Genomic DNA, 26,261 nt, shown 5'->3' with positions numbered 1-26,261 from the left:
TCAGGCTCCAGTGATGGCGATCAGTTCGTTGTGGAAGGCTTCCACAGTGCGGCGCAAGGACACCAGCGCGGGGGCATGCTCTTTGACCTTGATGGCTTTGACGGCGCCTCGGAATTTCGCGAGCGCATCATCGAGATCCGCTTTCAGGCCGTCAATGCGTAGTGACAGACTCCGCGAGTCGGCCGACTTGGCTTCATGGCGTTCGATCTTATTGTTGACAGCGGAGAGGCGCAGTTCGGCATCCTTGATCTGCGCATTGAGCGCTTCAAGTTTGCCGCTTCCGTCTATGACGGCATCGGCGATGGTCTTGTACTCGGGAGGAATGACCTCGACCTTGATCTCCTTCACAACCTCCCGGATCTTCGACTCGGCCAATGCCTTCTGCAAGGCCTGTCGTTCGTCCGTCAAGCGCTTAATGGAATGCTGCAGGCTTTCCATGGCCCCAGCCTGCGACGAGAGCGCCGCGGAGGTTCGGTCAAGCTGCTCCTTTTGCGCCGCAGATTGCGCGTCGGAGGATGTCATCTGTTCGCGCATGTGGCGCATCTGGGCTTCGAGATCGCGCTGGCGCTCCAGGCTCTCGTTCAACTGTTCTTCCGCCGCCTCCAGCGTCGCCATGACGTGATTGAGTTCCTGGTGGGTGCGTCGAGACCATTCGATGTATGGGACGATTTCCTTGCGCGAATAGGGTTCGTCGTCCTTGCGAGCATCGATGAACCGCTGCACTTCCTCTGGCGTGATGTCCGACCGCTTGAGAATCGTCAGCTCCCCCAGGTTCAGAAACGTCAAGGCATCGCTGTTCTCGGAGAAGTGATGAAATGCCTGCAGATACTTGATCGCAGAGGCGCGGGAAATGCGCAGGGCGCGCACCGCGAAGTTGTACAAGTTGTCATCGGCTTCCTGGCGAGCGCGGGGGGTGTCGCCCAGACGCTTCTGCACACACGTGAGGATCACGTGGTAGATCTGGAATAGGCGAGAGCCGATGGCGGTATGTTCACTGAGGATCCGCTTGCGTGAGAGTTCGATCTCTTGCGCGGCTTGCACGATCCGGCCGATCGCGCCGGCATCGACATAGTGACCCAGTTGCTGGATCGCCAGCTCGCGCAATACGGGCGGCTTCGGGTCGATGAGATTGAACTCGCGTTTCTCTTCTTCTTTCTTCTTCATTGTTGCCCTTACGGAAAGTTGTTGCGGCCCCGGCGATCGCGGCAGCCACTTCAACGTACACGCTAGGAGCAAGTGTCAAGCTGATGAAACGGGTGCAGCGATCTTCGGATGGAAGCTTATGCCGAGTTTGAGCATCGGAATGTCACGAAAGCTCAGGAAAATCAGGTGTCTTTCGAAAGTCAAGCTCAAATCAGCAGCGCTTTGCCTCACTTTTTATCGACAGACATTAACTGGATTTGAGGTAGCACCCCCTTAAGATGGGGGCACTTGTATATACAACCTGGCCTTGAGCGAGGGTCGTTGGAAGGAACATGTTCCTTCCAAATTTGGCGAAAGCTCAGGACGTCGGCTTGTGATTTGAAGGCAAATCGAAAGCGCCGGGGCGGCGCTTGTCATGCTTTCCCAAGCCGTGTAGAGTGCGGATACCTCTAGCGTCTATGACGCATCGACATGGCGGTCAGACCAAACTGACATTCCGCGTGGGCCTCACTGGCCTTCCTTTGCGCGGCCCGCCCCATCCCCTTTCTTCGCACGCGAGCAGCGTCCTTACGACATGCATGACATGTCGCAAGCGCGTTGCCGAGCAGTCGCGCCTCATTGGATTCCTTGCTCTTCCGAGCATCGAATAATCGCCTGGCATCCGCCAGGAAATCCCTTTAAATCGTTTCTCGTGAGAAACCATGGAATCCTTTGCCAAAAACATGATCGCGCGCCCGCTCAAGCTCTTTGCTTTTTGCATGGCGCTGTATCTGGCTTCGCAGTCATTCATTGTTGGTGTGTTTCTTGCCGCTGTCGGCTTCTTCTACCTGAAGGAGAAGGTGCTGCAGTGGGGCAAGGCTGTACCAGCTGCGCCGAAGGTTTCGATGCCGGAGCATGACTCCAAGCCGAAACCGACGAATGACCAGGTCGCCGAACCGCCCGAGCAGAATTACGCACGCTCGGCTGTGGTGACGCCAATCTGTCGCACTGGAACGCACGATCGTTCCTGACCTCCCTCGCCGCCCGGTTCTCGGGCGGCTTCCACCTGTCGCGGGAACCCGTTACCCGCCGACAGGTGGGTCTCCGGGTGCCTGTCCGGAGACCATCATGGAAACAATGACAGCAGGGTGGCAGCTGGACTTCTTCGATGAAGCGGCTGCCATCGTTGTGCCCCCACCCAAGATTGACCCGTTGCCGGACCCTTCGCTCTGGAGCGACTCGGTACGCGAGCAGATGGTCGACGCGCTCATCAGCCTGGCCTGTGACAGCCGCCGAGGCGACAACATGCCCGAATCCCTGATCGACTGTGCTGAGCTCTTGCGAGCCCGTATGCGGAACAAGGCGCTCGATTTGGAGGAATATTCCATGACGATCGGCTGGATCTTCGGATACTGGGACGGAGCGCTTCCCTACACCTATGTCTGCGCGGTTTGCGGGGTAAGCCCGGAAGTCTTGCAGGATGTGATTCTCAACAACGCCCGCCTGAAAGCAGACCTCGAAGGAGTAAAGCGGTTGTGCTGCGGGTCTCTTCTGTAACCAATTACCATGACTCTCTTCGGAGTACTCAAGCGGGCAGTCGCCACTATCCTGGGCCAACCGCCAGTAGTGGCGTCTCGGGCCGCCAATGAAGTTCCCGTCGGCACGGGCGCGGACAACGAGTTTCAAATCCTCATCAATGGCGTCCCAAATCTCTTTCGGGACGAAGGCGACCACGTCGTTCACTTCGTTGCCGTGTTTGATCGCAGCATTCAGCACACGGCGTTCGGCCACAAGGTTCTTCCCGAGGTCGTTCCGCGCTGGCACAAGCTCGGCAGGTACGATGGGGAATGCGTGACACCGCAGTCCGTTGCCGAAGCCGTCATGCGCCAGGCGAAAGAGGGGGCGAGCGCCGCTCCGCTTCCACAGTCGAAGGGTTCGGATGAGTCAAGGGAATCTCGGGGACCGCGGACTGCACAGCATCAGCGCCCAGACCACCGACCTGCCAAAACCGAACCTCGCTCTGACGGTAACGCGTCGCGCTCGAACTATACCGTTGGCAAGCTGGTCGAGTGGGGTGAAATGGAGTTCCCGAACCGCAAACCTGGCGGCAAGGCGACATACACCTCCTTCGCGGTGAAGTTGGACACCCACGCCGGCGAAAGGACATTGCAGGGCGAAGGTTTGAAAGATGCCCTGGCCGACGCCGCTTGCAAAATCGGCGACCGCGTAGGCATCAAGCGCTTGCACAAGGAGAAGGTGCCCGCCTTCAACCATGCGACCGGCCGCCCTGTTCTTGACCCCGAGACTGGGGAACAGAAACTCTGGGACCGTTGGGTCTGGCAAGTCAATCGCATTCATTAACAAGGAAGCAACATGGCATCCGTGAACAAAGTCATTCTCGTTGGCAATCTCGGGGCAGATCCTGAGGTTCGCTACATGCCCAGCGGGGACGCTGTGGCCAATATTCGTATCGCTACCACCGATCGCTATAAGGACAAGCAGAGCGGCGAGATGAAGGAAGCCACTGAATGGCACCGCATTTCGTTCTTCGGCAAGCTGGCTGAGATCGCAGGGCAATACCTGAAGAAGGGCTCCTCCGTTTATATTGAGGGACGCATTCGCACCCGCAAGTGGCAGGATCAGTCGGGCCAGGACAAGTACAGCACCGAGATCGTTGCCGATCAGATGCAAATGCTGGGTGGCCGCGGCGGATCGTCGAACGATGACGGCGACGATGGCTATGGCCGCCAGTCGCAAGAAGGCCGCCAAGCCGGCGGCAGTGAGGGCGGCAATGGTGGTGGCCGACGCGGCCAAAGTCGCCGCCCGCAGCAGGCGCCGTCGCATGGCTTCGAAGATATGGATGATGATCAGATTCCGTTCTGACAAGCCATAAGTGGCAGCTATATGCATGCTCCCGCGAATCCGCGGGAGCATGCACCTCATCTTCGGCTTCGCGCCACACCCGTTTCTCCCCCCCGATCCAATCGCTGTGCTGAAAAGACATTCTGGCGCCTCACGCAGCCGGGATGTCCTTTGAGCAAGCGTTCCTTCGCCTGTCTCAGGCATCGACCACTCTCCACACGGAGCCATCCCATGAAAAAGCTGAGTGATATCGTGAAGAACTGGACGCCCGCTCACTGGGACGCTCTGGTTGCGCAGTACCTGCCCGCCGACGTCCTCACAGACGCCTTCTGGCGAGGTCGCCCTGGTCCGTGCCCGATCTGCGGAGACGGCACAGACAGATTTACCTACGACAACAAGCGGGGCCGCGGTGACTGGGTGTGCCGCAAGTGCGATGCCGGTGGTCCCAAAGCGGGCGACGGCATCGAGCTGGTCTGTCGCTACACCGGCATGTCGTACCTTGAGTTGCAGCGGCGACTCAATGGGGAGGGCGGCGAGCCGTTGCCAGCGAAGATGTCTGCCATCAGGCCGGCATGCCGGCAGCGCAGCAAGGGAAGCGCTTCCGTTTTGATGCGCCGCGTCATAAAGCAGGTCACCAGCTCGACTCCGGTCGCGGCTGGTGACCATGCCATGCGCTATCTCGCCGCCAGAGTTCCAGGGCTGCGCGCTCCGCTGCCACATGGACTGCGGCTGGCCGTGCAGGATTACTGGCACAACGGGAGCATTGTCGGGCGGTACCCAACGATGATTGCTGAGTACCAGCTGCACGACGGCCGGATTGCTACGGTTCACAGAACATCGTTGCACCCGGCCAAGCCAGAGAAGGCGATAGTCGTGTCGGAGGACGGCGAGATCCTTCCAAGCAAGCGAAATTATCCGGGCGCCTTGCCGCTTGATGGCGGCGCTGTACGGCTGATGTCGCCTCGCGATGGAGCGATTGGCGTTGCGGAGGGCATCGAGAATGCCTATGCGGCGTACATGCTGTTCCGGATTCCGACCTGGTCGTGCTTGAACCGCGTGCTCTTGAGCAAGTTCGTAGTGCCAGACGGTATGGGCATCCATACCGTGCACATCTTCGCCGATTTTGACAAGGTGGACCCGAGGACTGGCAAGTCACCGGGTATGGCCGACGCGCTCGCCCTCCAGAAGCGCTTGCGCGCCAATGGCTTCACCGTTGTGCTGCATCGGCCGAAGGTCCGAGGCACGGATTACTGCGACGAATGGCGAACCGTACACCGGTTGCGTCTGATCTCCCAACAGGCAATCGCTGCCTGACATTTTCGCCACCCGAATGGTGGCGTTCCTTTCAACTCTGCCCGGTGGGTTCGCCCCACTGGGCGGAATCCCGTGTGGCAGGACTTCAGGAGAAGCACCATGCCACAGAAGGGTTTTACCGCGATCGTGAACAGGTTGCACATTCACGCAATGCGCAGCACCGCCACCAGCGAGGTCCAGGCTGGTCAGTCCGATGCCCAGTTCTTCCACGTCTACCGACGAGAAGCCTCGGGCCATCTGACGTTGCTCGAGCGGAATCTGTCGTTCGATTCCGCACTCGATTATTGCCTCGCGCCAGCCACGCTTCACTGAGCGCAAAGTCCTCTTCAACAAAAAGCCCAGCAGACATGCTGGGCTTTTTTGCTTTCTGGGGTGGGAAGGCGTCAGCCAGCGTCCTTGGGGGCGCGCCACCCGCGATAGACGACCATAATGGCTTCCAGAATGCACCAGGCGATCAGCGCGTAAAAGAGGAAACGGTTCTGAGCCTGGGTGGTGGAAAGATACTCGAAGAATTTCATGGTGAAGTCCTGTCGTCCGTTGTGATGATTGTAGATTGCCACGAAGTGAGCGCCAGTCAAGCCGGAGCGAGTCAATCGAAGAACCGCGACATCGCCGAGTTCATTGCACTAAGGTCCAGTGCGCTTGGGGCGGGCACGGCGGGCACCTCGATATCCGCTGGCGCATCCCGGGAGATTTCCTCCCTGACGAGTTGGGCTCTCGGGGTGGAAGCAGCGGACTGCCCGACCGCTGCGACATTCTGGGGCGGTACGAACGCTGCCTCGGAGCGGTACATCAAGGTAGTCAGGAGTGCACCTGCAGGCGCCGGCGTTGCCGCAACGCCTTCTTTCGCTCCCATGACCTGCGCGCCGACCTCTGCCAAACGGCGGAAGACCTCGGCTCGCAGGCGCGGGTCGTTGACCTGCGCAAGCTGCGCGTAGAGCTGAGGCGTCGTCATCGGGTTGAGGGTGACTTTGATGGCGAGCTTCCCCATAGTCGTTACCCGCGCGCTTGCCGTGCGCTACCGATGTCGAAGAATCCGCGGACATTGGCGTAGCAGGGCGATTCCATCGCGACGATATGCGAGCGCGGGAAGGCGGCACGGATGGCGCCGGAGTACAGCGCGCTGCCGCCACCGGTGAGAACGATGGCTGCGATGTCTTCCGTGCGGCCCACCCGCGTCTGCATTTCCTTGACCGCGGTTTGACATTGGGCCTTGGCGACTTCGAAATACGGGCGCAGGTCGACCATCTTGTTGTAGTAGCGCATGAGCTTGCCGTCACGCAGGGACTTGTCGATGCGCTCGATGCTGCCAGACGGCTCCCCGCCTTCGTCCGCCGAAAGGAGTTGGGCGACTTGTTGGTAAATTCGCGACGATCCGCCGGGAACGCCGCCGCTGCGGGTGTCATCCATCATGTAGCCACGAGCGACAACCCAGTCGGTCGTGAAGTAACCCACGTCCACGATCAGGCAGTTGTCATCCGGGTCCAGATCCTTGCCGGATTGACGCATAAACGTGACCAGCGATCCGAGTGGCTGGGGCAGGGCGACGACCCGGTTGATGCTGACGCTGCCGGCGCCGAAGTCATGCGTGCCAGCAAAGCGTTCCTGCAGGACGCCGGCGTACTTCTGTAGGGTATGGACGGGAAGGCCGAGGATGAGTTGGCCAACGTCCCTGGCCTGTGAATAGTGAAGCGCGCCGAACAGCAACGCAGCATATTCCGGCGTCGTGACGAAGTCCTCGGAGAGGGTCCGCCCGGTATTGCCGTATGCAGAGGTGATCGAGACGTCCGGGCCCACCTCGTATTCAGCGCCGTCCACAGTTACGTGAACGACATCGCGCGACTGGAAATAGCCATCCCCGTGGTTGGCGAGGCTCGAAGCCGATCGAGTTGGGGCCAGCGAAAGAAACATGCGGGTTGCAACGTCCGCACCCAGGGGGAAGGCAAACTTGGTGTTGCCGTAGCCGACATCGACCGCAATGGTTTTGGTGGTGTTCATCTGAAGACTCTCCTTGGCTTTGTTGAAGGTTGCCGGAGCGCAGTGGTGTCACATATCTGACTGTGATCTGACAGGAATGTGTTAGGTGGTGTCACCAGGTGTCAGCGGGCGTCACCACGTCGCGCTGATCTCACACCTGCTCACACAGACCTGACACTTGCTAACACGTATCTGACACTGCGATCCGATCCCTTTCGAATCTACCCGGTGCGATGCGAAGTCAAGTTGTCGAATGCTGGCGAATTTGACGGCGATTTCGTTGCGACGCGGCTGAGTTTCGGTTTATCCTTTGAGCACCTTCAGCGTCCCCGACGCATCGACCTCGCCGCCAGTTGGTGGCAAATCCCAGGCAACCACGACCTCAAGGAGGACGTGCGGACGCCCAGTGTGCAGGCCGGAAATTGATCCGGCATTTTTTTCAATCAAATCAAGCAGACAGTGGCCGACATTGAGGAAGGCTGCACACCGCGATAACACTCGATCTCAGCGCCGATGTGCGCGCTGTAACGCAATGAGAGAGATTTTGGGGCGCACAGTTGCACAGTCCCAAGGCTCCATCACGGAAGACACGTCCATTCAGCGAGAGAGCTGGGTACGGTTCAGGCGGCCCGAGACACTGCGGCCAAGGTGAACTGACTTTGGGACGGGGGATTGGATGCGATCGGGCCAGACGGCTATCGCGGATCCCTTCACTTGACGACCGGTAGGCGCAGCCGGCACAGAAATGCGCAAGAACGATTTACCCAAGAGTCTTGCGATGGTGGACCACAAGGGTCGCTATCGCAGTCGCGTCGATCGACGCAGCGGCTTGGGTATTCGCGGGGACGGGCTCGGCGTGAGCCGGGCCATGGACTACGCGGACGGTCGGACCACAGTTCTTCCCTGTGTCTGGTCGATCGAGTGCTATCGCTAAAGGCAAGGAAGGCAGTCCCCCAAATCCGGTGGGGAGAAGTGACCGGCAGGTGTCGAACGAACGGGGCGTTTGACAGTGTTGGAAAAGGGTCGCACCGTAAAGCGCGCCCCCGCCGTGGTGATATCACGGCTGGCCAGGACTAACGAGTATGGGTATCAGGATCGATTTCCGGGGAAAGATCAGGAGCTACGCGTTCCCCGCGCGGCTGGAAGGCGAACTCATCGCGCTGTTCGAGGACAACGTCGACCGCGTAATCAGTAGGTCGAGGCGCAGCAGAAATGCGCTGAGCATCAAGACGCAGGAGTATCGCCTTCTCAATGTCTGCGCCGCAGTGCGCGAGCTGCGGCAGGAGGGTGGCTATGCGGTTGAATCTCCGTGGTCGATTCGGAACAAGCACGTCCAATGGTTGGTGGATAACTGGGTTCGGAAAGGGCAAACAGCGGGAACGATCGAGAACAAGCTCACCTATCTGCGCGCGATGGCTGAGTTCATGAACAAGCCGTATCTGGTCAAGACGCTTGCTGAATACGGCGATCGCACGGAGCATGGGCTCGTTCGCCACTATGTTGCCCAAGAAGACAAGTCCTGGTCGGGGAATGGCATCGACATTGACGCGAAGATCAAGGAGATTGAGAGGACCGATGAGTGGGTAGGCGTTCAGCTTCGCTTGATGTGGCTGTTTGGCCTACGGGTTGAGGAATCCGCGAAGCTTCAGCCGGGCGTGGCGGTGCGCGGCGGCATGCTGCACGTCGAACGCGGAACGAAGGGTGGGCGAAAGCGAGAGGTCTTAATCGACATGCCGGAGACGCAGTACCCGTTGCTTGCCAGAGCGGCGTCGCTGGCCAATCCCAGGACGGGGTCAACCACCCCGACGGACTATACACTTGACCAATGGATGAGCCATTTCTATGAGGTACTGCGAAAGCATGGTCTGGTAAGGAAGGTGACGGGCTGCACTGCACACGGCCTGCGCCATGAATATCTCCAGGGGCTGTACCAGCGCAGTACCGGCGATGCTGCGCCGGTCAAGCGAGGCGCGCGGCTCGCCAGTCGTGAGGTGCATGAGGAGGGACAGCGCGTCGTTGCCCGAGCCGCTGGGCATAGTCGTCCTACTAAGTCGAATGCGTACTTAAGTACATACGCCGTTCAGGAGCGCCTCTCCAAACCTGTTGTCAAGCCTGGGCAGGCGGCCTTGGCACTTGCAGCAGCCAACGGCAACAAATCCCACGCTGCGCTTGCGCTTGGCATCAGCCGCCGCTCGCTGTACCGGCTCTTGGACAGCTACGCCGCGGGAGATCAGTCGTGAAGGTGGAGGATCAGGAAAGCTCGTTTAATTGGCATAGCTTTTACCGGAAAGTTGCGGCGTTTATCCCATCAAAATTGCTGCGGGACGCATTCTGCGCTGCAGCCGTTGGGAAACGCTGCCGAGGTCGCAATCGCCGTTCCGACAACAGTTCGCGGTCGTCCATACTGGGTGACCGCCGTACGCCTACTCTGAGAAGGAAGAATGCATGACGAAATCCGAACTAATTGACGCGATCGCGGCCGGTGTGGACGGTCTTACCAAAGCAAAGGCAGAACAGGCACTGAACGTGACCCTGTCGGCCATCATGGACACCGTGGCCAGGGGTGACGCACTGAACTTGGTTGGCTTCGGCTCCTTCAGCAAGGGCGAGCGTGGCGAACGCATTGCGCGCAATCCGCGAACCGGCGAGAAGATCACGGTGGATGCTGCCAAGACAGTGAAATTTAGACCGGGCCAGAAGTTCAAGGATGCCGCCAATGCGTAGCGATTCGAAGCCTGGGACCTCGGGTAGCAACGACGGGACCTACCTCCATTCCGTTTTCATCGTTCTTAGGCGGGTGATGCAGGTTTTCATTGTGTGATCCCCGCGAGCGTTGTGGGTGCGGTGCTATTTTTTTTTTTTGGCGCTCACGGGACAGGCACCCGTCAAGACTGCCGTGCTGGCGGTACACACTTGGGCCGAGGCGTCGGTGCGGCCTGCCCCGCAAGGGGCAGGCCTGGTAGCAGATTGTGGGGCGGAGCTTGAGGGGCTTTCGAAATTGCGTCGCCCGGCGATATTTGCCCTAACACTGCGATGAAGGTCGTACCGACTGCTGCTGCAGATGCGGCGAGTCGCGAGGTGAGCGCGCTGTATGGGATTCTCGTGTTGATGTCCTTCGGGCTGTTGTTGGCTATGAGGCCAGGCCGTCGTTTCTTCGGAATACCATCGCATTCTTGAGCGGGAGGGCCTGTGATGGCCCTCACAGAACGAAAGGCACGTCCAAAGACGTGCCTTTCATGTTTTTGGAAGGAACATGTTCCCTCCTTCTGGCGTCGCCGCTAACGGGCATAGGCGAGAGCCAACGTGGCCAGCGCGCCTGCGTGCCGTATGAGATGACCGAGCGATTCCGCGTCGCGATTTGCGCTCACAGCGTTGCCGGATACCAACCATGCGAACGCGACGCGGCGGGCCGGCTTCTCCCCCGGGTGTGGGGTGGGTGGCGGGAGGTCGATTGGCGTCGTCCGCGCGTCACCAGCCAATGCTGGGAAGGGTTCGAGACCAGTGAAGTGGGCAAGCTCGGCGATGCTGATGACGCTGTACGCCGGCGTCGCATCGTTGCGAACCACATAGGCCGCTGCGCCGACGCCAGGCACGTAGATCGCTTTCCACAGATACCCAGGTACCCGGACACGTCCGTTGAGCGTGGGGCTGTCCTTGGCGAACGCAGGGCCGGTGACGACCTGGATGGAGCCGTGCTCCCGAGCAAGTTTGCGCGTGGACGTCTCAATATGACTCCACGTCCGGCGGTTAGACATACTGTGCTGCGGGACGATGTTGGCAAGGCTGAAGCTCTCTGCCTGCGAGGCCTTGTCGGCAAAGTCCCCGCTCGGTGCCACCGCGGTCGTAGCCCGATCGAGCGAAGTCCTGCAGTCTGGCCCGGTCCGAAGGCGGCAGCCGGTCTTCCTCGTAGAAGTCGCTGTCGCGCGGCAGCTTGCGGGCCGCCTCCACCGCTGTGGCCGTCAGCCGCTCGGCCGACCACAGCGCCGTGCGGGTGCTGGGCGAGTAGAGCACCGCATAGGCGCGATAGCAGAGAAGCCGTGTATCCCGCGCCGCCTCGCGAACGGCCGGCTGGCCCGCTGATAGCACGTGCGGGCAGGGCGCGGCGTCTTTAGCGACGGCTGCGGTTGCTGCGCTCAGGGCGAGCAAAAGGGCGATGAAGGAGCGGACCATGGTCAGGGAGGAAGGTAAGTGAACACCGTTCCAGCTTGCCAGCCCAGTTACAAAGTCAAGGCGTCACGGCTGCCAATGGTCCGGCACGCCATCGATGGCCTTGCCGATGAACTCGTGCAAGTCGAAGAGCGGCCATTCCCGGTCGGCCAGTGCCTCCTCTGCGATCTCGGCGCACAGCGCCGGCACTGGCTCGAAGCGGACCATGGGCGCGCCGTCGACGTAGATGATCCTGGCGCGCTGGAGCAGCTTCTGATAGCGGGCAGCCTGCGACACCACGGTCTCGGGCGGGTCCACGTGCTTGAACTCGTAGCCCGGCTGGGCGAGAGCCGCGGCCATGGCGGCGAACTTGGGGCCAACCGTCTCCCAGTCCGAGGTGGTCGCCGCGAGCAGGTTCAGGAAGTAGGGGATGTCTGAGCTGGTGAGCGCGCGGCGCGACATCATCGATACGGCTTCCTGGTCGGCAGGGCGATGCTCGACGCGGCTATTCCAGATGGCGCTTAGCCGGGTGAAGGCGGTGTTCTTGTCCGCATCCATGGTGACGGGAGGCGTCGAGATGCCGCATTCTTCACAGACGATGACCGCCTGGAGACGGCCGGCGATATAGGTGGGGGCGCCATCGCAGTGGGCGCATTGTAGGAGGCCGCTGGGCATGGGAAAGGTCAGGGTCGGAAATGCCGGCATTATGCCTGCCCCGAGGGCGGCGCCCAGCGGTCCAGTGTGATGAAGCGTTCGAACAGCGGTCCTGCTATGCCGCGTCGATGGCCAGATAGCCGGCTGTGGTGTTCAGGACTTCCTGGCGCGCGGTGTTCTCGAAGCCTGCAGGATCTCGGCATGGTCGCGTAGCGCGGCTCCGATCTGCCAGAATTCGTTGAGCCAATGGCCGGGTGGGCCCATGGGGCCCCCCAACTGGCCGGTGGTGATCGCTCCCCGAATGGCGAGGACGGTTTCCGGTTCCGGGTATTCGCGGTCGTTGTCGTTGTACTGAGGCATGCCTATCTCGGTTGGGTGGCCCATTGTAGGGCCGGGTGCATCTGGAATCCGTCGGCTTGCCGGAACAGTTCGGCGGCGCCTCGAACGTACTGCAGAATCCATTCCGTGGCGATCCATCGCCTTCCCAGGCGCTCGGCGGCCAGGCCGGTGCGGATCGTCCCGCCGAAAGGATCGACCACCAGGTCGCCCGGCCGGGACAGGAATCGCGTAAAGAAATCCGGAATGTCGGTCGGCTGCATGGCGCCGTGGGTCGGCAGGCCGAGAGACTGCGCGGCGCGGCGGTAAGCCCGGGTGTCCGCGCAGTTGTGACCCCGCTCGATGACATTGCGGGGCAGGCGGCCCGCAGTCTGATTGCCGAAGGCGCTTGCCCGGATGCGATAGGCGCCGTCGCCATACACCGCGTTACGAGTCTCTCCGCCGGCGGCCATCAGTTGGCGGTGCCGGGCGGTGTGGGCCTCGAGGAGCTGGCGGTTGTCCGCGCGCACGCACGACGGATCGTTGGTGAACCACAGCACCGGTTCGTAGGCGGAGGCGAGCTGGACACGGTCGACGCAGGCCCATCGGGTCGGCCCGGGCGGCTTGCTGTAGTTGACCCAGGGGACGCGGCCCATCAGGGAAAGGCCAAGCCGGTCATGCAAGGCCAGCGTGAGGCGCTCTATATAGAGCGAGCGGGCTGGGCTGCGCGGCTCGAAGATGTCGTTCGACACATTGAGGACAATGCTGCCGCCTGGCACAAGCCCTGCGACGATCGGCTCGAGGGCCTTGCACAGGAAGTCGACATACTGCGCTTCCGTGGGATTGCCGTAGGCCCGGGCCTGGCGCAGCGGGTACGGCGGCGAGGTGACGCACAGCGCAATCGGTTCGCCAAGGCCGCGGAAGATTTCCTCGTGGCGCGCCCAGACGGCCACACCCAGGGTGGTGCTGAAGGCGACAAGCCGAACGCCGTTGGCGGCGCGGTCGAGCTCGTGCGTAACAGGCTGCGTCAGCCGCCAGAATCCGGCGCGGTCCGGAATGCGCTCCACGACGCCCATGGCCTTCAGCGTCTGCTGATGCCAGCGCACGGCGCGCTTGAACGGGCTGTGCAGGGTGCCAGCGGCGCCGATCGGGACTTTGGCCTGAGCCTGGGCGAGATCGATCCCGACCGCGGTCGCCACGGCATCGTAGAGCTGGGCGGTGGCGATGCCTTCGGCTGGCGCGTCGGCGAACGCTGCTGCCACGTGTCCGAACAGTTTCAACTGCTCCATCATGCAGCGCCCCGTGCAAGCGCACGCTCGCATGCTGCCGCGACGTCGAACGACGTCACAGGGAAGGCGTCGTGCACGGCGCCGTCGAGCAGCCGGCCCACCGCTTTCTTGCCCACCGCGTGCATCACCGTCACGGGGAACCGGCCCTCGTCGCGGGCGCGCATGAAATCTTGACCGCGCTCGAGCTGCGCGCCATGCCTGTCGAGGCAAATCCCGCCGGCGATCCACGTCTGCGCCTTGTTGACCCATTGCTGAAAGCTGGCGAACTCGCGGAAGACCGGCTCACTGGAGGAACGGTCCACGACTGCCGTATGCCAGTGCCCCCATTGTTTGAAGAGGAAGGGCACGCCGGCTGCCGCGCATTGGTCACGCAACGAGCGCGGCCATGCCGGATGCATCGGCCGGGCACCCGTGCCGCTCTCACCGCCCACGATGATCCAGTCCAGGGAGCCCGGCGCATAGTCGTTGCCGGAGGTATGCAGCAGTTCACCGGTCAGAGTCGAGAACACGTCGACATGCCCGAGCAGCGGTTCCATCGAGAGAAACCGCGTCTTTGCCGGCGCGCGCAGAAGCTTCGGGATGTCGCGGTCGGCTTCCACCTGGTTCACCACGGTTGCGCCCAGCCAGATATCGGCGGGGGCATTGCCGGCGATCCACGTAGCCAGCCACGGAACGAGGGGATTGTCCGCACAGTCGTCGCACAGCATCAGCGTGTTGAACGCATCGCCCAATCGCTTCGTGGCGTTGCCGATGCGCTTGGTCAGCACGAGCTTGTCCAGGTTCGGCGTCTGGCGCCAGACATCGAGCATATCGATGAACCACTCGATCGGCACCTCGTTGTCGAACACATCGGCCAGACTCGCGCAGAAGACGCGTTGCCGGCGCCCGTGTACCGCGGCGAAGGCGTCGTGCGCAGCGTTCCAGTGCAAGGGCTTGCGCCAGTTGGCGGCGGATGTGCGCCGGCGGGGCGCACCGGGGCCCCAGTTTTGGGATTGGCCACCGCCGAAGCGTGCGTTGCGGGCCTCAGCGTAGCAGTGGTCGCAGCCGGGGCCAACCCGCTGGCAGCCTTCCCAGGGATTCCAGCTGTGGTCGGTCCATTCGATCTTGGTGTTTTCGCTCATTTCGTTTTCTCGAACATGTCCATGGTTCGGGTGTCCCGGGTATGGGATGGAAAAGCAAAATCCCTGGCCTGCTGATTCGCGGCTGTGCCGGTGTCTGTGGCAGAAGGGGAATCAGCCACCGAGGACGATTCGTGCGGACACTCGCAGTGCTGCGTGAGCGCATGTACAAAATGCCGGGCGTAGGTTGAGACGGCACGCCAATACGCCGCCATGGGGCCTTTGCGACGGCGCCAGGACAATTCGGCTTCGGCGTTCGATGCCTCGCGCAGTTCGTGGAGCACCGCAGCGATGGCTCGGCGTTGCTCTGGTGGGAGGCGCAGGAGCTGCTGTGCAGCGGGTAGACGCAGGAGGGGATTGATGTAGCCCATCGGGTCGGTGGAAGGTGAGGGATGCTTCCAGCCTATCCAATCGCGGGCAAAGTCAAGCAGGTGTAGGGAGGCGCGTCACGTGGGGCCGAAAGGCCGAACTTCACCGCGGCGGCTCTGAGTGCGTCCACGTCGATTTCGCCGGAGGCGATGACAGCGAGGACCTCTTCGGCAAATCCGTACAGTGCAGTGAGCTCGTCAGCGACGATTTCGCCCACGTAGAGATAGAGTCCGTTGGGCATTCGCCGGACCACAGTGGTCTCTGTTGCCATGCGCGCCAGCAGCGACTCGGCGTGCTCGGCGCCGATGCCGAGATGCCGCTGGACAAGCGGGACAGATGCGGCGCGGTACTGGTGCACCAGCTGAACTGCCTTCAGATACGCACGGTTCATGCCCAGTGGTGCCCGGCTGCTCATGCAGCGCTCGGCCGGGGCAGCCGGACACACGTGATCTGCTGGTCCTGAGGGCGCCATTCGATCACCGGCACGCCGTTGGCGCGGTAGAACGCCTGCTTTTGCGCGAGCCTGGCGTCGTAGTCCGCATTGCCCGTCATGCCAAGGACTTCGATGACGGCCTCAGGAGCCACGTCGGTCAACACAAAGTCGGGATGCACGGCGGCTCGGCCAATGTGGCGCAGCGGTTTGCGGAATGCCCGCTGCAGGCCGACCAGATAGTCAGCCATGGCAACCTCGTATGACGAGTCACAAGGCAGGAACTGGCGGTTGGCCAGCATGGCCGCGGCATCGACCACCGTCAGGTAGCCTGATTTCGACCGCTCGACCAGCAGGACGGCGACGCAACGCTGTTCTGCCTTGCCGATGCCGGACAGGGCGCCCCCGAACGACACCTGCAGGCGCGCGTAGAGGTCGGCGGCCATGAAGAAGCGCTGGGTACTTTGGCGCAGCACGAACTTGCCACCGAACTGGGTCGTGCCGTGGGATTCGATTTCGCCGATCACGATGCCGCGCGGATTGCCGGCCGGAGTGGACGTGAGCCTGCCCTGCCATGCTTCGAACTCCGCCAGGATCTCCGTCCTGCGGCTCGGGTCCCACCGTTGCATGACGTGCAGCAGCCCATCGGCCGGCTTTCCGTTGATACGGCATTCTGCCAGCTCCGTTGTCAGCTGTGACCAGCAGGCGTTCCAGCCGCGCGAACCCGTTCCCGGCCATACGTTCAGCCCTGCTTGCTCCCAGGCGTATTCCAGAAACGCAAGCAGCCCCGCCGAACGCCGTTGCGGCTTCGTGCTCTGCCCTTTGGGGAGGCGCTGGACGGTCTTGGCTGGGGTGTGCGCGCTGACCGAGAGCGAGGCATCGAGGCGGATGTCATGGTGGCCGTCCTTCATCCGGAACGGGTCCAGGTTGTCGCTCGCGCCCGACTTGGCCAGCGCCTGGCGGTTGAATGGGCAGCCTGCAGCATGGTGGTGTGCCTGTTCCGGCCAGCGCGCGAGCAGGAAGATGTCCCGATGTCGGCGAATCACCAGCTTGGGCCGTGGGCGCCGAGTGCTGCATTCGCATTCCGCAAAACCCTGGACCGTCTTCGCGCGCTCGAGGTGACGCGCGTAACGGCCGGGATCTTCCAGTACATCGTCGAGCGGAAACTCGTTCCCGCCAATGCGCACGGTGATCATGGATTCCTCTCCTTAGACGCCGGCTTCCCGGAACATGGTGTACAGATCGCGCCGGATCTCGCTGACGTCGAGTAGACGCTTGGCGCGGGTCATGGCGACGTAGAGCAGCCGCATTTCTTCCGGCGCCATGGTCAACTTGCCGTCGTCGCCGTTCCTGAATTTGAAGTCGCCGGCGAGCTGCACGCGGTCCCACTCAAGGCCCTTGGCGCGGTGGACGGTGGACACGATGTAGTCGGCTTCGTCCTCTGGGGACACGCGGGTGAGGATCAGGCGCAGATAGTCCACCCCCTCGTTGTCGATCAGCTGCACCAGCGGCTTCAGGTCGCGGCCGGCGAACGACTCGGCGTACTCCTGAACCTCCTCCCAGGTCTCGAACAAGGCGAGGGTGGCTGGGTAGCCAATGCGCTGGCCGCGCATCAGCTGCTCGGCGCCGTCGGCGAACGCCCGGAGCTCGTCGACGTTGGCCCGTCCGGCGACGCGGTCGCCGCGGCCGATGCCCTCGGCCAGATGGGTCAGGACCGTGGCGTTCTTGCGGCAAAGGATCGCGTCGAAGCGGTCGTGGCCTGAGGTCGAATCGTGCAGAATTCGGGACTCGACGTGGTCCTGGCCGCGCACTGGCGTGTCCTCATCCATCAGCCGCAGCACGCGGCTGGCCAGCTGTGCAATGGCCGGGCCGAACCGGAACGACTCGGTCAGCGCGCATTCCGGGGCACGGATATGGTCCATGGCGTTGACAGCGCCGCGCCACTCATAGATCTGCTGGTAGGGATCGCCCACGTAGATGACCTGCGCCTGTTGCGCGCGCAGCACCGACAGCATCAGGCCGTCGGCATCTTGCGCTTCGTCGAACAGGATGAAGTCGGCGCCGATGCGCGGCCGGCTGCGCTCAAACAGCTTGACATAGACGTCGTGGGCGATGGCAGACGGCGCATTCGGATCAAGATATTCATCCCAGAGCCGCTTTACATACGGCAGCAGCGATTCGCGCAGGTGCTCGGCTTCCTCTTCCTTGACGATCGCCTCGACCGGGATGTGCCAAGCGAGCGGCTCTGCCTGGGCGGAGCGGCAGAAGCGCGCGGCGCCGTCCATCACCATCCGGGCGACCTTGCTCGGGCTGAGTTCCAGATCCTTGCCGATGGTGGTGGGGCAGGCGTAGTTTACCGAAGCCGTAGCGGATCGCCAGTTGATGGGGTGGCTCGACCGGATTCCTGAGCTTGCGCGTGATCTCCGGGCGCGTGGCGCTGTAGGCGAGCGAATGCACGGTGCGGCAACGGGTGTTCTGCGGAAACTTGCGGGCCGCTTCGTTGGCGATCTCCCGATTGAAGGCCAGATACAGGCCACGCGCGCGGCCGCGGGCCTCAGCGGCCATGCGCAACGTGGAGGTCTTGCCGGCGCCGGCGTACGCCTTGACCTTGACGGCGCCACCGGCACGCACCGCCTCCACGACACACTCTTGTTCGGCGGTAGGAGTCATGCCATCTCCAGTTGTTCCGGCAGGCGCGCAAGAACCCGTCGCCGGATGGTCAGCGCGTGCGCGCGGGAGGCCTCGGCGCGCCGTGCGGCCTCGCCGCTAACTTTGTCAACGATATAGGCGAAGTAGAGGGCGCTGGTGGGCCCGGTCCAGGCCTGCCACTTGGCGCGAACGTCAGCCCGCTGCTCGGCTGTCAGCGAGAAGTAGACGGCGCGTTTCTCGCGCCAGACGCGGGCGTGCAGTCCGCGCATCGTCGTTTCGAGCCTGTCGGAGCGCTGCTGGCGGCGAGCCAGTTCCTCGTCGGCCGAGTGCTGTTCGGCGGCCACGTGTTCCGCGAAGAGCGGATATCGGTCGCGCTCGCGCTGCTGCTTGCGCGCGAAGGCGGCCTGGCGGCGGGCGTTAAAGTCGATAGGGTCGTGGCGTCCGAGTCGTGTGAATCGCATGGGCGGCAAGGAATGGAGTGGTCTAAGACCAAGATACCGGCCCCGCGCCGAAGTCAAGGCGGCGGGCGGGCGAAGTTCGCCGCCAACCATTTTCCGAGGTGTCCTGCCGGCGTAGGCGCCGAAAGCGTTAGAATTTCGGGCGTCTTTTACCGAAATCCCCCATGTCATCCCGCAATCCGACTTCCCGGGAAATCTCCCTGGGCAACCGCCCGAAGCACGAACCGGAGTTCATCGCGCCCGGCGAGCCGCAGTACGGCGAGATCGCCCGACTGGATGCGTTCACGTTCAAGCGCTACCTGGACCGGGTGTTCTGGCATCCACGGCCGGAGGTGCTGCGTTTCGAGGTTCGTGCTATCCCATCGCCTGTGGGCAGCGTCTACGACGTGGTCGCCATCGTGGGGCAGGGCGAGGGAGAGATCTGGTTCTCCGAGGCGGCCGTGCCAGCGCGGTGGGACTATGTAGCGATCACGGAGACAAGCGATGGGCTGGGTCGCATGCAGCGTGAGAAGGCCAAGGCCGAAGGCAAGCTGCCCCAGGACTACAAGCCCTTCGTGGGCGAGGGGCCGGTGCAGGACTATGCCAAGCTCGAAAATCCGGAGGAGGTCGAGCAGCGGCGCTGGGCAGTGGTCAATCGCATCCGCGAGGCCAACCGCCGGGCGCGCGAGGCGGCAGCGTGCGCGCGCTAAGCATCCGATTCTTGTCCCGCGCTGGCAGGCAGGGTAAGATTCGTCCGATTCTCCGCGCATCAGCGCATCGACCTTGCCGGCGTACCGGCCATCTTCATTTCCACCCATTGGGGTTTTTCCCAATGGGGAAGGCTCCATTTCAGGAGCCCTTCCATGCGTATCTTCTCCCGTATCACCGCGCTGGCTGTCCTCGCGACCGTCATCAACCTGTTCGCGGTCCTCTTCTTTCTTTGTACTACCGAGGACGATAGCCTTGCTGCCATGCAAGTGCACATCGTTGCGGAGATCGAGTTTCTGGTGCTGATCAGCTGGCTTCTCGCGAAGCTGCTGGGTCTGGACCGGAAGCCTGCTGCCGCCGCGTGACCGCTCAGGCCAGCGGCCGATTCCACTACCCACCGGGAAATACTCTCCGGTGGGGCGTATCCCGCCTTGCGAGGAAACGTATGACCTCCAGGCGTTTCTCCAATCCGGGCGGCAAAGGCGAGACGGTGTTTATGCATGGTGTCTCCATGTATAAACTCGTCTCTACATTCCGACAGGTGGTTGCCATGTCCAAGTCCGCAACACTTACGATCCAGAAATGGGGCAGCGCCCTCGCCGTGCGCATCCCCACCAGTGCGGCGCGTGCCGCGCATTTCACGGAAGGCCTTGCCGTAGAGGTCGCAGTGGCTGACGTTGGGGTCACTGTCAAGCCGGTCGGCCATCGCAGCCTGACGCTCGCCGAAAAGCTGGCATTGTTCGATCCCGCGAAGCACGGCGGCGAGGCTATGCCCGCAGCGCCTCGCTATCCAACGTCTACGCTGCGGCATGTGAGCAGTTGAACCAGGTTATCGCCATCTAGGCACACCAATCCGGTCGCATTCGCGCTTCCGGACTCAATCACCCATCGGGAACGCCCCCGGTGGGGGCGTTCCCACTTTCTCGAGGTAACGCCATGTTTAAACTCAACACCATCGAAATTGAAGTCGGCCCGGTGCCGGCCGAGGAGGCGTGCGCGCAGGTTGGTCGCGACGACTACAGCGAACGCTCGCGGCGCGAGTGCGCGGTGTACATCCGGCAGCTGCAGCGCATCTTCGGCAATCCGGATCCCACAGTCCTGCGGTTTGTCCGCCGCGGCTTCCCGCATGAACTCGGCCGCTATCACGAAGTGGTTGCCGTTATAACCGCGGAAGGCGCCGACCTGTTCAACGAGTCGTTGTTACCCAGCGAATGGGATCACATCGCTCGCGCCGAATTGACCTGGCTGCGCTTGCAGGGGAAATGGCGCGAAACGGTGAGGGCCCGCCCCTCGGCGATCGAGCTTGTACCGGACATCTTCCAGCGTACGGAGATTCCTGATTTTCCGAATCATCCGGCTGCGATGTGGTGGGCACTGGGATTCATGCCCATGCCGATCGGCCGCGCCATCTCGATTCACTGAGGGGCCACGCCATGACCAACACCCTTGCGAAGCCGACGATCGTTGTGCATCTGGACGGCGGCCTGGTGCAGTACGTTGGGAGTGACTCCCACGTCCCCGTGATCGTCGTCGACCATGACCTCGAAGGTGCAGGCGAAGACGAAGTCAAAACCCCGCCCGATGGCGGCCGCGCCACTGTCCGTCTGGAAGCCTCCACCGACATGAGCCGCGAGTCCGCCCAGCGCTGGATGGAACTGGCCACTTAAGCGGTTCCGTCCGCCCTGATTCACCGATTCATTCCCTCGGGAGACCATCCCGACGGGGCGGTCTCCCATATTCCTTGAGAGACCGACATGTACAACCAGATCATTGAGAAATTCATTGCGGCCCAGCGTACGGCCCGCCAGGCTTACCAGGATGCCGCGCAGTTTGAGCGCGAGGCGCTGGCCAGCACAGGCGCAGGCGAGCCGTTCTTTGCAGTCGGCGTGCGTTCCGAGTACCGCCAGGACGACGAACTTGAGAAGTTCTGCTTCGCGCTGGCTGGGAACGTTGTCAGCCGCGCGCGTCGCGAGTTCGCCCCGGTGGGGGCGCGACTCGATATCGACAACCAGGCCGAGTTCGACCGCGCCGGACTGGATATCGGCAAGGCGCTGAAAAAAGGCAATATCCCCGATGTCGACCAGCTCTGGGCATCCCTCAGCGCGTACTACAACGGCGACGGCGGTGCCACCACCGCGTACCGGCAAGCTGCGGCACGCATTGTCCGTGGCTTCGGCTTGCACCGGAATGCGGAAGTGAAGCGCACCGCGTCCGGCGTCGTGCTCAAAAAGAGCGTCCATTCCGAGGCGGGGTGGAAATCTGCCCGCCGCAGGGTTGGTTACTACAGCACGCAGCCCACGGCAGACTGCCTGTCAGGCCTGGCTACCTTCGCCGGAAAGGCGGGTAACGCGGTGCTGGCGAGCATGCTGCAGCGAATCGATCTGCATCAGCTGGAATACACCTCACGCGAGAAGATGTCCATGCCGGGCCTCGACATCACGCTCTACAACGACAAGTGGGAGTTTAAGTTCTCGCACGAGTTGGCTGAACCGCTCATGCTGTTCGTGGGCGAGTACGGCCAGGACGCCATGCAGGAACGGCACTGAGATGTACAACGCGCTTGTTGAGGCGTTTCGCTCGGCGCAGGGCGCTTCGCTCGATGCCTATGACCGGGTCTGCGCGCTTGCCGCGCAGGTCCGCGCCGATGCGACGATCGTTCCCGTGCCTATCGACCAGGCTGGCGACTTTCGTCGGTTCCTTCGACGCCTCGTTGCGAGCCTGATCGATCGGGCAAGCAAGGAGTTCGGCATCGAAGGCGCACCCGTGTGCATCGACGAGACGCGCATTCCGGTGAACGGCCACCCGAACATCTGGGAGGCCATCCGCGCCGGCGATACGCCCGATCTCGACCGCTACTGGCGGGTGCTTGCCGAGCGGTACCAGGCCAGCGGCCGCGCGTTGGCGTACCGGCAGGTCGCCGAGACGCTCGCTGCGGCGCTGCAGTTCGATCAGCCCAATGCCGTGCGCCGGCACGCCAAAGTCGTGCGGCTGCGGCTCAAGGCGCCTTCGTTGCCTGTGGCTGCCGCGCGTCCGTCACGGCGCGTTGCAGCAGACGCGCATGCCGACGTGCGCGCGGCCTTGCTAGCGCTGGCCGCGTATGCGCAGGATGCGGGCGAGCCCGCCCTGGCAGGTTGCCTGCGCCAGTTCGACCATGGTGAGGTATTCGCTGCGCAGCAGCGGCGGACTTTCCCAGGGTTGGACGTCCTGCAATACAACGAGTACTGGGAATTGCGGTTCGCCGCGCGTCTCGGATAAGGCCTTCTAGCCTTCGTCGCCCAGCACCTGCAAGAGCCGGCTGCTGCCTAAGCAGCTTGGCACCTTCTCCTGCCCCGTCGACGACGGGGCATTTTCTTTTTGTGCGCCCGGCAGGGCGCACTCACTTGAGGGTGAAAGTCCCTTACACACCCGGCAAGGGGAAGTGTTAGCCATAGGCAAGGGTTCCCCGGGCGACTGGGGGTCTGAAGGAAGCCCGAGGCAAAGCGCTGGCCTGACGAACAGGAAGCGGATATGAGGCGACGCATCTGGGTAAGGCAGCAAAAAGGGCCAAAGCCCAGTACTTGCACGGAACGGTGCGGCGTAGATCCGACAGGCATAAGCGTGAAGGTGGGTGCGTCATACCCGGGGAGATCTGTACCGCTGCCACGGTGCTACCGGCGTCGAGAGGTGTCGGGATGGCGGTGCAGAAGTCAGCAGAGGCCATATTAGGCGAGCCGTTGGCGCTGAAGGGCCGAACATGAATGAGCGCGATTAGGACGACAGACCTCGATGCTTACCGACGAAGCCCAAATGCACGAACGAGTGCAGCCCACAGCGGAGGAAGGCGGGCGGAACCTGCCCGGGGCCGATGGGGGTGCGGAGGCTGGCACGGCGGCTGTTGGGCAAACGAAAGCGCGGGCGCCATCGCTGATGGAGGCGGTGGTCGAGAGAAGCAACATGTGGCTGGCGTACCGGAGGGTGGTCGGCAATGGCGGTGCGGCCGGGGTGGATGCCTTGGAGGTGACGGCGTTGCGTGACTGGCTGAAGGTGAGCTGGCCAAGCGTCAGGGCGGCGTTGCTGGGTGGTCAGTACATCCCGCAGTCGGTGCGCGCGGTGGACATTCCCAAGCCTTCGGGCGGGGTGAGGACACTGGGCATCCCGACGGTGGTGGACCGGCTGATCCAGCAGGCGCTGCTGCAGGTTCTCCAACCGCTCTACGAACCGGGGTTCTCCGAGTCGAGCTATGGCTTCAGGCCGAGGCGCAGCGCCCAGCAGGCGGTCTTGCAGGCACAGCGGTACGTGCAGGAAGGCCGGCGATGGGTGGTGGACATCGACCTTGAGAAGTTCTTCGACCGGGTCAACCACGACATCCTGATGTCGCGGGTGGCACGGCAAGTGAAGGATGTCCGGGTGCTCAAGCTGATCCGGCGGTATCTGGAAGCGGGGCTAATGCGTGGCGGGGTGGTCGAGGCGAGGAGGCAGGGCACGCCGCAGGGCGGGCCGCTGTCGCCGCTGCTGTCGAACATTCTGCTGACGGATTGGGACCGTGAACTCGAGAAGCGGGGGTTGGCGTTCTGTCGCTACGCGGACGACTGCAATATCTACGTCCGAAGCCAGGCAGCAGGACAGAGGCTGTTGGCCGGGATGATGACGTTCCTTGCGGAGCGGCTGAATCTGCAGGTCAATGAGGCCAAGAGTGCCTGTGCGCGGCCTTGGGCACGCAAGTTCCTGGGCTACAGCCTGACAGCGCATCGTCAGGCCAAGCTGCGTATTGCCCCGGAAAGTCTGCAAAGACTGACCGGACGAATCAAGGAACTGATGCGCAAAGGGCGAGGAAGGAGCCTGGCTCACACGATAGCGGTGCTGAATCCGGTGCTGCGCGGGTGGATCGGGTACTTCCAGCACACCCAGAGCAAGCGGCCATTGGAGGAGCTGGACGGGTGGATACGGCGCCGGCTGCGGTGCTTGCTATGGCGGCAGGCCAAGAGCCGTGCTACCCGCACTGTGATGCTGCGTCGGCAAGGCTTAACGGAGGATCGCGCGTGGCACTCGGCTCGCAACGGGCAGGGCCCATGGTGGAATGCCGGGGCTCGCCACATGGGCGCGGCCTTCCCGAAGGGCTACTTCGACGCCTTGGGGTTGATCTCGCTGCTGGATACTCAGCAGCGCTTGCAGTCTCGTTCGTGAACCGCCGTATGCGGAACCGCACGTACGGTGGTGTGAGAGGGCTGAGGGGGTGACCCCTCACCCTACTCAATCCTGCCGCACTTCGCCGGCACATTTCGTTTGGAGGTAGCATGATGCTCAACGAGAGCGAACCCTTGTGGCTTGCCCACTTCTCTGACCTGCATTACTCGCCCGGCAACCTCGCCGAGGCCGACCGGTGTTTCGGATTCGCAGTTGAAAATGCCATCGTCTCCGGCTGCCACGTGGCCGTCGTGTCCGGCGATTCGACGGACCACGGACTCGATGCGCACACGCCGGCGTTTGGATCGCTCGCGCGGCGCATCCATCGGCTCTCGGGCTACTGCCCGGTTTTGATGCTACAAGGGACATTTAGCCACGAACCGCCCGGCACGCTGGACGTGTTCAGGCTCATCGGTGCGCAGTATCCGGTGTACGTCGCTGATCGCATCCACCAGGTGGCGGTGTGTGACGGCGCGTTTCACCCGTCTGGTGGTCCCATCTTCACCGACGCGGAGTTTGACGCCCTGCTGGCCCAACACGGCATGCCCAAGGTTGTCTTCACCTGCGTGCCGACTGTCAACAAGGCGGTGCTGGCTGCGGCCGCTGGCGTGGCCAATGCGGCAACCGCGGTGGGTGACCACCTGGCCAGCTACCTGGTGGCGGCGGGCACGATGAACGCTCGCTTGCGCAGTCGGGGAATCGCCACGGTCGGCGTCTCGCACGGCACGGTCAATGGCTGCCAGACCGAGCACGGCGTGCCCATGGCAGGCTTCGATCATGAGTTCAGGATCGGAGCCCTGTTCGAGGCCGAGTGCGATGGCTTCCTACTCGGCCACATCCACCGTGCCCAGCAATGGGAGCGGGAGGGCAGGGTGGTTGCCTATCCAGGCTCCATCGGACGCTTCCACTACGGCGAGATCGGCGCCAAAGGATACCTGCAATGGGACATCGTTCCGGGCCGGGCGACCGCGCAGCTGGTGGAGACGCCCGCGCGCGAGACGGTCTGCGTGGACTTCGATGGCCCGCCGGACATGGACGCATTGGCTGCCGTTGCGGCCGAGGCTGCCGACAAGTTCGTGCGCGTGCGCTGGACGGTGAACGAAGAGCATCGGCAGCTGGTCGACCGCGACGCCATCATGGCGTTGTTCGGCAAGAGCGCGGAGCTGAAGATCGAAGCCCGCGTCCTGCCCGCCGTGCGCAGCCGTGCCGAAGGCATCAGCCGTGCGGCAAGCCTACTCGAGAAGCTTTCGCGGTGGGGGGAACTGACCGGTGTTGCAACAGGCCCTCTCGCGGAACGGCTGGCGCTACTGGAATCGCTTGACGCGCAGTCGATTGCTGACGGCGTGCTTGAGCAGTTGCGCGGCATGCCGGCGCCGGAACCCGCGGAATCGCCCGCCTGGTCGGAGGATTTCCCATCCGGAGCCAGCCCGTTCGCGACGCCCGTCGATGATGTACCAACTACGCGTGCCGAACCACTGGGCTTGACCCCTCCAGCAGCGCCGCAGATGGAGTGGCTGACCGACGACCTTTTTGCGTAGCAATACGCCAACACCTTGAGCATGCAAGCCATGTTCCGACTGCCTTTGTGGCAGTCGAAACCCGGTTTCACCCCGCGTCCTGGACGCATCGACCCAGCAGTATCCATTTCTTTCCATTGTCCCTGACGGGTGCTTCCCGTCCGGGGCGCACTCCGTCCTATCCTGAGGAG

31 protein-coding genes and 1 pseudogene are annotated in these 26,261 nt (G+C 62.8%); 17 read left to right on the top strand and 15 right to left on the bottom strand.

What is annotated here, in order from left to right:
- On the bottom strand, nucleotides 1–1,164 hold the full coding sequence (locus RALTA_RS27350) for a hypothetical protein (protein WP_012354549.1): 1,164 nt from the start codon (nucleotides 1,162–1,164) through the stop codon (nucleotides 1–3).
- Nucleotides 1,165–1,844: 680 nt separating this feature from the next.
- Here RALTA_RS27350 and RALTA_RS27345 point away from each other — a divergent pair.
- The 6 genes from RALTA_RS27345 (at nucleotide 1,845) to RALTA_RS27320 (ending at nucleotide 5,610) form a co-directional block, all read left to right on the top strand.
- Entirely contained in the window at nucleotides 1,845–2,153 is a 309-nt protein-coding gene (locus tag RALTA_RS27345) for a hypothetical protein (RefSeq protein WP_012354548.1), read from the top strand.
- Between the two features lie 97 nt (nucleotides 2,154–2,250).
- On the top strand, nucleotides 2,251–2,679 hold the full coding sequence (locus tag RALTA_RS27340) for a hypothetical protein (protein WP_012354547.1): 429 nt from the start codon (nucleotides 2,251–2,253) through the stop codon (nucleotides 2,677–2,679).
- A 9-nt stretch (nucleotides 2,680–2,688) separates the two neighbouring features.
- Nucleotides 2,689–3,483 carry a hypothetical protein gene (locus RALTA_RS27335; RefSeq protein ID WP_012354546.1) on the top strand — a complete coding sequence of 265 codons (795 nt, stop codon included), beginning with the start codon at nucleotides 2,689–2,691 and terminating at the stop codon, nucleotides 3,481–3,483.
- A gap of 12 nt (nucleotides 3,484–3,495) precedes the next feature.
- Complete coding sequence (locus RALTA_RS27330; protein ID WP_012354545.1) at nucleotides 3,496–4,005, top strand: single-stranded DNA-binding protein; 510 nt, start codon at nucleotides 3,496–3,498, stop codon at nucleotides 4,003–4,005.
- Nucleotides 4,006–4,215: 210 nt separating this feature from the next.
- The gene (locus RALTA_RS27325; RefSeq protein WP_012354544.1) at nucleotides 4,216–5,298 is read left to right on the top strand and encodes a DUF7146 domain-containing protein; all 1,083 of its coding nucleotides are present in this window, start codon (nucleotides 4,216–4,218) and stop codon (nucleotides 5,296–5,298) included.
- Between the two features lie 99 nt (nucleotides 5,299–5,397).
- The gene (locus RALTA_RS27320; RefSeq protein WP_012354543.1) at nucleotides 5,398–5,610 is read left to right on the top strand and encodes a hypothetical protein; all 213 of its coding nucleotides are present in this window, start codon (nucleotides 5,398–5,400) and stop codon (nucleotides 5,608–5,610) included.
- 71 nt (nucleotides 5,611–5,681) lie between these two features.
- Here the strand turns inward: RALTA_RS27320 and RALTA_RS31005 are convergent, their stop codons facing one another.
- The 3 genes from RALTA_RS31005 to RALTA_RS27305 all read right to left on the bottom strand — a co-directional run bounded on the left by RALTA_RS31005 (nucleotide 5,682) and on the right by RALTA_RS27305 (nucleotide 7,296).
- Entirely contained in the window at nucleotides 5,682–5,816 is a 135-nt protein-coding gene (locus RALTA_RS31005; RefSeq protein WP_256461664.1) for a hypothetical protein, read from the bottom strand.
- Nucleotides 5,817–5,887: 71 nt separating this feature from the next.
- Complete coding sequence (locus tag RALTA_RS27310) at nucleotides 5,888–6,289, bottom strand: hypothetical protein (protein WP_012354541.1); 402 nt, start codon at nucleotides 6,287–6,289, stop codon at nucleotides 5,888–5,890.
- Nucleotides 6,290–6,294: 5 nt separating this feature from the next.
- Nucleotides 6,295–7,296 carry a PRTRC system protein D gene (locus tag RALTA_RS27305; RefSeq protein WP_012354540.1) on the bottom strand — a complete coding sequence of 334 codons (1,002 nt, stop codon included), beginning with the start codon at nucleotides 7,294–7,296 and terminating at the stop codon, nucleotides 6,295–6,297.
- Between the two features lie 1,061 nt (nucleotides 7,297–8,357).
- Between RALTA_RS27305 and RALTA_RS27300 the strand changes: the two genes are divergently transcribed.
- Entirely contained in the window at nucleotides 8,358–9,515 is a 1,158-nt protein-coding gene (locus tag RALTA_RS27300; RefSeq protein ID WP_012354539.1) for a helix-turn-helix domain-containing protein, read from the top strand.
- Nucleotides 9,516–9,720: 205 nt separating this feature from the next.
- The gene (locus tag RALTA_RS27295; protein WP_012354538.1) at nucleotides 9,721–9,999 is read left to right on the top strand and encodes an HU family DNA-binding protein; all 279 of its coding nucleotides are present in this window, start codon (nucleotides 9,721–9,723) and stop codon (nucleotides 9,997–9,999) included.
- 554 nt (nucleotides 10,000–10,553) lie between these two features.
- Here the strand turns inward: RALTA_RS27295 and RALTA_RS31000 are convergent.
- The 11 genes and pseudogenes from RALTA_RS31000 to RALTA_RS27250 all read right to left on the bottom strand — a co-directional run bounded on the left by RALTA_RS31000 (nucleotide 10,554) and on the right by RALTA_RS27250 (nucleotide 18,706).
- Nucleotides 10,554–11,111, bottom strand: coding sequence for a DNA/RNA non-specific endonuclease (locus RALTA_RS31000; protein WP_250649624.1), 558 nt, complete (start codon nucleotides 11,109–11,111; stop codon nucleotides 10,554–10,556).
- Nucleotides 11,023–11,445, bottom strand: a complete 423-nt coding sequence (locus tag RALTA_RS30995; RefSeq protein WP_012354536.1) for a DNA/RNA non-specific endonuclease — start codon at nucleotides 11,443–11,445, stop codon at nucleotides 11,023–11,025. Before RALTA_RS30995 ends, RALTA_RS31000 begins: the two co-directional genes overlap by 89 nt.
- 63 nt (nucleotides 11,446–11,508) lie before the next feature.
- Nucleotides 11,509–12,096, bottom strand: coding sequence for a Lar family restriction alleviation protein (locus RALTA_RS27285; RefSeq protein WP_025586689.1), 588 nt, complete (start codon nucleotides 12,094–12,096; stop codon nucleotides 11,509–11,511).
- Between the two features lie 132 nt (nucleotides 12,097–12,228).
- Nucleotides 12,229–12,435 (bottom strand): hypothetical protein, encoded by a 207-nt coding sequence (locus RALTA_RS27280; protein WP_012354534.1) that lies wholly within the window; start codon nucleotides 12,433–12,435, stop codon nucleotides 12,229–12,231.
- A gap of 2 nt (nucleotides 12,436–12,437) precedes the next feature.
- Nucleotides 12,438–13,682 carry a site-specific DNA-methyltransferase gene (locus RALTA_RS27275; protein WP_012354533.1) on the bottom strand — a complete coding sequence of 415 codons (1,245 nt, stop codon included), beginning with the start codon at nucleotides 13,680–13,682 and terminating at the stop codon, nucleotides 12,438–12,440.
- Nucleotides 13,679–14,800 carry a phage Gp37/Gp68 family protein gene (locus tag RALTA_RS27270; RefSeq protein ID WP_012354532.1) on the bottom strand — a complete coding sequence of 374 codons (1,122 nt, stop codon included), beginning with the start codon at nucleotides 14,798–14,800 and terminating at the stop codon, nucleotides 13,679–13,681. Before RALTA_RS27270 ends, RALTA_RS27275 begins: the two co-directional genes overlap by 4 nt.
- On the bottom strand, nucleotides 14,797–15,168 hold the full coding sequence (locus RALTA_RS30865; RefSeq protein ID WP_012354531.1) for a hypothetical protein: 372 nt from the start codon (nucleotides 15,166–15,168) through the stop codon (nucleotides 14,797–14,799). Before RALTA_RS30865 ends, RALTA_RS27270 begins: the two co-directional genes overlap by 4 nt.
- Before the next feature lie 32 nt (nucleotides 15,169–15,200).
- Nucleotides 15,201–15,581 (bottom strand): hypothetical protein, encoded by a 381-nt coding sequence (locus RALTA_RS27265; protein WP_012354530.1) that lies wholly within the window; start codon nucleotides 15,579–15,581, stop codon nucleotides 15,201–15,203.
- The gene (locus RALTA_RS27260) at nucleotides 15,578–16,792 is read right to left on the bottom strand and encodes a DUF1173 family protein (protein ID WP_012354529.1); all 1,215 of its coding nucleotides are present in this window, start codon (nucleotides 16,790–16,792) and stop codon (nucleotides 15,578–15,580) included. The genes RALTA_RS27265 and RALTA_RS27260 overlap by 4 nt, the downstream gene beginning before the upstream one ends.
- Before the next feature lie 12 nt (nucleotides 16,793–16,804).
- Nucleotides 16,805–18,266 (bottom strand): annotated as a pseudogene (locus RALTA_RS27255) (3'-5' exonuclease).
- The gene (locus RALTA_RS27250) at nucleotides 18,263–18,706 is read right to left on the bottom strand and encodes a hypothetical protein (protein ID WP_018004055.1); all 444 of its coding nucleotides are present in this window, start codon (nucleotides 18,704–18,706) and stop codon (nucleotides 18,263–18,265) included. Before RALTA_RS27250 ends, RALTA_RS27255 begins: the two are co-directional and overlap by 4 nt.
- A 161-nt stretch (nucleotides 18,707–18,867) precedes the next feature.
- Here RALTA_RS27250 and RALTA_RS27245 point away from each other — a divergent pair, with 161 nt between their 5' ends.
- The 9 genes from RALTA_RS27245 to RALTA_RS27205 all read left to right on the top strand — a co-directional run bounded on the left by RALTA_RS27245 (nucleotide 18,868) and on the right by RALTA_RS27205 (nucleotide 26,091).
- On the top strand, nucleotides 18,868–19,392 hold the full coding sequence (locus tag RALTA_RS27245; protein ID WP_012354527.1) for a hypothetical protein: 525 nt from the start codon (nucleotides 18,868–18,870) through the stop codon (nucleotides 19,390–19,392).
- A gap of 153 nt (nucleotides 19,393–19,545) precedes the next feature.
- The gene (locus tag RALTA_RS27240; RefSeq protein ID WP_012354526.1) at nucleotides 19,546–19,755 is read left to right on the top strand and encodes a hypothetical protein; all 210 of its coding nucleotides are present in this window, start codon (nucleotides 19,546–19,548) and stop codon (nucleotides 19,753–19,755) included.
- An 80-nt stretch (nucleotides 19,756–19,835) separates the two neighbouring features.
- On the top strand, nucleotides 19,836–20,213 hold the full coding sequence (locus RALTA_RS27235; RefSeq protein ID WP_012354525.1) for an AbrB/MazE/SpoVT family DNA-binding domain-containing protein: 378 nt from the start codon (nucleotides 19,836–19,838) through the stop codon (nucleotides 20,211–20,213).
- Nucleotides 20,214–20,326: 113 nt separating this feature from the next.
- A complete protein-coding gene (locus tag RALTA_RS27230) occupies nucleotides 20,327–20,812 on the top strand; it encodes a hypothetical protein (protein WP_012354524.1) in 486 nt (161 codons plus the stop codon).
- Between the two features lie 11 nt (nucleotides 20,813–20,823).
- Nucleotides 20,824–21,057, top strand: coding sequence for a hypothetical protein (locus RALTA_RS27225; RefSeq protein WP_012354523.1), 234 nt, complete (start codon nucleotides 20,824–20,826; stop codon nucleotides 21,055–21,057).
- Between the two features lie 87 nt (nucleotides 21,058–21,144).
- On the top strand, nucleotides 21,145–21,936 hold the full coding sequence (locus RALTA_RS27220; protein ID WP_012354522.1) for a hypothetical protein: 792 nt from the start codon (nucleotides 21,145–21,147) through the stop codon (nucleotides 21,934–21,936).
- Between the two features lies 1 nt (nucleotide 21,937).
- Nucleotides 21,938–22,645: a hypothetical protein gene (locus RALTA_RS27215; RefSeq protein ID WP_012354521.1), complete on the top strand. Its 708-nt coding sequence runs from the start codon at nucleotides 21,938–21,940 to the stop codon at nucleotides 22,643–22,645.
- A 510-nt stretch (nucleotides 22,646–23,155) separates the two neighbouring features.
- On the top strand, nucleotides 23,156–24,553 hold the full coding sequence (gene ltrA / locus RALTA_RS27210; protein ID WP_012354520.1) for a group II intron reverse transcriptase/maturase: 1,398 nt from the start codon (nucleotides 23,156–23,158) through the stop codon (nucleotides 24,551–24,553).
- Between the two features lie 110 nt (nucleotides 24,554–24,663).
- On the top strand, nucleotides 24,664–26,091 hold the full coding sequence (locus RALTA_RS27205) for a metallophosphoesterase family protein (RefSeq protein ID WP_012354519.1): 1,428 nt from the start codon (nucleotides 24,664–24,666) through the stop codon (nucleotides 26,089–26,091).
- Nucleotides 26,092–26,261: the final 170 nt, after the last annotated feature.

It is taken from the genome of Cupriavidus taiwanensis LMG 19424, assembly GCF_000069785.1.
Lineage (GTDB): Bacteria > Pseudomonadota > Gammaproteobacteria > Burkholderiales > Burkholderiaceae > Cupriavidus > Cupriavidus taiwanensis.
This window is presented reverse-complemented; position numbering and strand designations above follow the sequence as displayed.

Excerpts from the sequence above, each read along its gene's own strand:
- RALTA_RS27350 (WP_012354549.1), bottom strand. The coding sequence starts at position 1,164 with ATGAAGAAGAAAGAAGAAGAGAAACGCGAGTTCAATCTCATCGACCCG.
- RALTA_RS27345 (WP_012354548.1), top strand. The coding sequence starts at position 1,845 with ATGGAATCCTTTGCCAAAAACATGATCGCGCGCCCGCTCAAGCTCTTT.
- RALTA_RS27340 (WP_012354547.1), top strand. The coding sequence starts at position 2,251 with ATGGAAACAATGACAGCAGGGTGGCAGCTGGACTTCTTCGATGAAGCG.
- RALTA_RS27335 (WP_012354546.1), top strand. The coding sequence starts at position 2,689 with ATGACTCTCTTCGGAGTACTCAAGCGGGCAGTCGCCACTATCCTGGGC.
- RALTA_RS27330 (WP_012354545.1), top strand. The coding sequence starts at position 3,496 with ATGGCATCCGTGAACAAAGTCATTCTCGTTGGCAATCTCGGGGCAGAT.
- RALTA_RS27325 (WP_012354544.1), top strand. The coding sequence starts at position 4,216 with ATGAAAAAGCTGAGTGATATCGTGAAGAACTGGACGCCCGCTCACTGG.
- RALTA_RS27320 (WP_012354543.1), top strand. The coding sequence starts at position 5,398 with ATGCCACAGAAGGGTTTTACCGCGATCGTGAACAGGTTGCACATTCAC.
- RALTA_RS31005 (WP_256461664.1), bottom strand. The coding sequence starts at position 5,816 with ATGAAATTCTTCGAGTATCTTTCCACCACCCAGGCTCAGAACCGTTTC.
- RALTA_RS27310 (WP_012354541.1), bottom strand. The coding sequence starts at position 6,289 with ATGGGGAAGCTCGCCATCAAAGTCACCCTCAACCCGATGACGACGCCT.
- RALTA_RS27305 (WP_012354540.1), bottom strand. The coding sequence starts at position 7,296 with ATGAACACCACCAAAACCATTGCGGTCGATGTCGGCTACGGCAACACC.
- RALTA_RS27300 (WP_012354539.1), top strand. The coding sequence starts at position 8,358 with ATGGGTATCAGGATCGATTTCCGGGGAAAGATCAGGAGCTACGCGTTC.
- RALTA_RS27295 (WP_012354538.1), top strand. The coding sequence starts at position 9,721 with ATGACGAAATCCGAACTAATTGACGCGATCGCGGCCGGTGTGGACGGT.
- RALTA_RS30995 (WP_012354536.1), bottom strand. The coding sequence starts at position 11,445 with ATGGTCCGCTCCTTCATCGCCCTTTTGCTCGCCCTGAGCGCAGCAACC.
- RALTA_RS27285 (WP_025586689.1), bottom strand. The coding sequence starts at position 12,096 with ATGCCCAGCGGCCTCCTACAATGCGCCCACTGCGATGGCGCCCCCACC.
- RALTA_RS27280 (WP_012354534.1), bottom strand. The coding sequence starts at position 12,435 with ATGCCTCAGTACAACGACAACGACCGCGAATACCCGGAACCGGAAACC.
- RALTA_RS27275 (WP_012354533.1), bottom strand. The coding sequence starts at position 13,682 with ATGATGGAGCAGTTGAAACTGTTCGGACACGTGGCAGCAGCGTTCGCC.
- RALTA_RS27270 (WP_012354532.1), bottom strand. The coding sequence starts at position 14,800 with ATGAGCGAAAACACCAAGATCGAATGGACCGACCACAGCTGGAATCCC.
- RALTA_RS30865 (WP_012354531.1), bottom strand. The coding sequence starts at position 15,168 with ATGGGCTACATCAATCCCCTCCTGCGTCTACCCGCTGCACAGCAGCTC.
- RALTA_RS27265 (WP_012354530.1), bottom strand. The coding sequence starts at position 15,581 with ATGAGCAGCCGGGCACCACTGGGCATGAACCGTGCGTATCTGAAGGCA.
- RALTA_RS27260 (WP_012354529.1), bottom strand. The coding sequence starts at position 16,792 with ATGATCACCGTGCGCATTGGCGGGAACGAGTTTCCGCTCGACGATGTA.
- RALTA_RS27250 (WP_018004055.1), bottom strand. The coding sequence starts at position 18,706 with ATGCGATTCACACGACTCGGACGCCACGACCCTATCGACTTTAACGCC.
- RALTA_RS27245 (WP_012354527.1), top strand. The coding sequence starts at position 18,868 with ATGTCATCCCGCAATCCGACTTCCCGGGAAATCTCCCTGGGCAACCGC.
- RALTA_RS27240 (WP_012354526.1), top strand. The coding sequence starts at position 19,546 with ATGCGTATCTTCTCCCGTATCACCGCGCTGGCTGTCCTCGCGACCGTC.
- RALTA_RS27235 (WP_012354525.1), top strand. The coding sequence starts at position 19,836 with ATGACCTCCAGGCGTTTCTCCAATCCGGGCGGCAAAGGCGAGACGGTG.
- RALTA_RS27230 (WP_012354524.1), top strand. The coding sequence starts at position 20,327 with ATGTTTAAACTCAACACCATCGAAATTGAAGTCGGCCCGGTGCCGGCC.
- RALTA_RS27225 (WP_012354523.1), top strand. The coding sequence starts at position 20,824 with ATGACCAACACCCTTGCGAAGCCGACGATCGTTGTGCATCTGGACGGC.
- RALTA_RS27220 (WP_012354522.1), top strand. The coding sequence starts at position 21,145 with ATGTACAACCAGATCATTGAGAAATTCATTGCGGCCCAGCGTACGGCC.
- RALTA_RS27215 (WP_012354521.1), top strand. The coding sequence starts at position 21,938 with ATGTACAACGCGCTTGTTGAGGCGTTTCGCTCGGCGCAGGGCGCTTCG.
- ltrA (WP_012354520.1), top strand. The coding sequence starts at position 23,156 with ATGCTTACCGACGAAGCCCAAATGCACGAACGAGTGCAGCCCACAGCG.
- RALTA_RS27205 (WP_012354519.1), top strand. The coding sequence starts at position 24,664 with ATGATGCTCAACGAGAGCGAACCCTTGTGGCTTGCCCACTTCTCTGAC.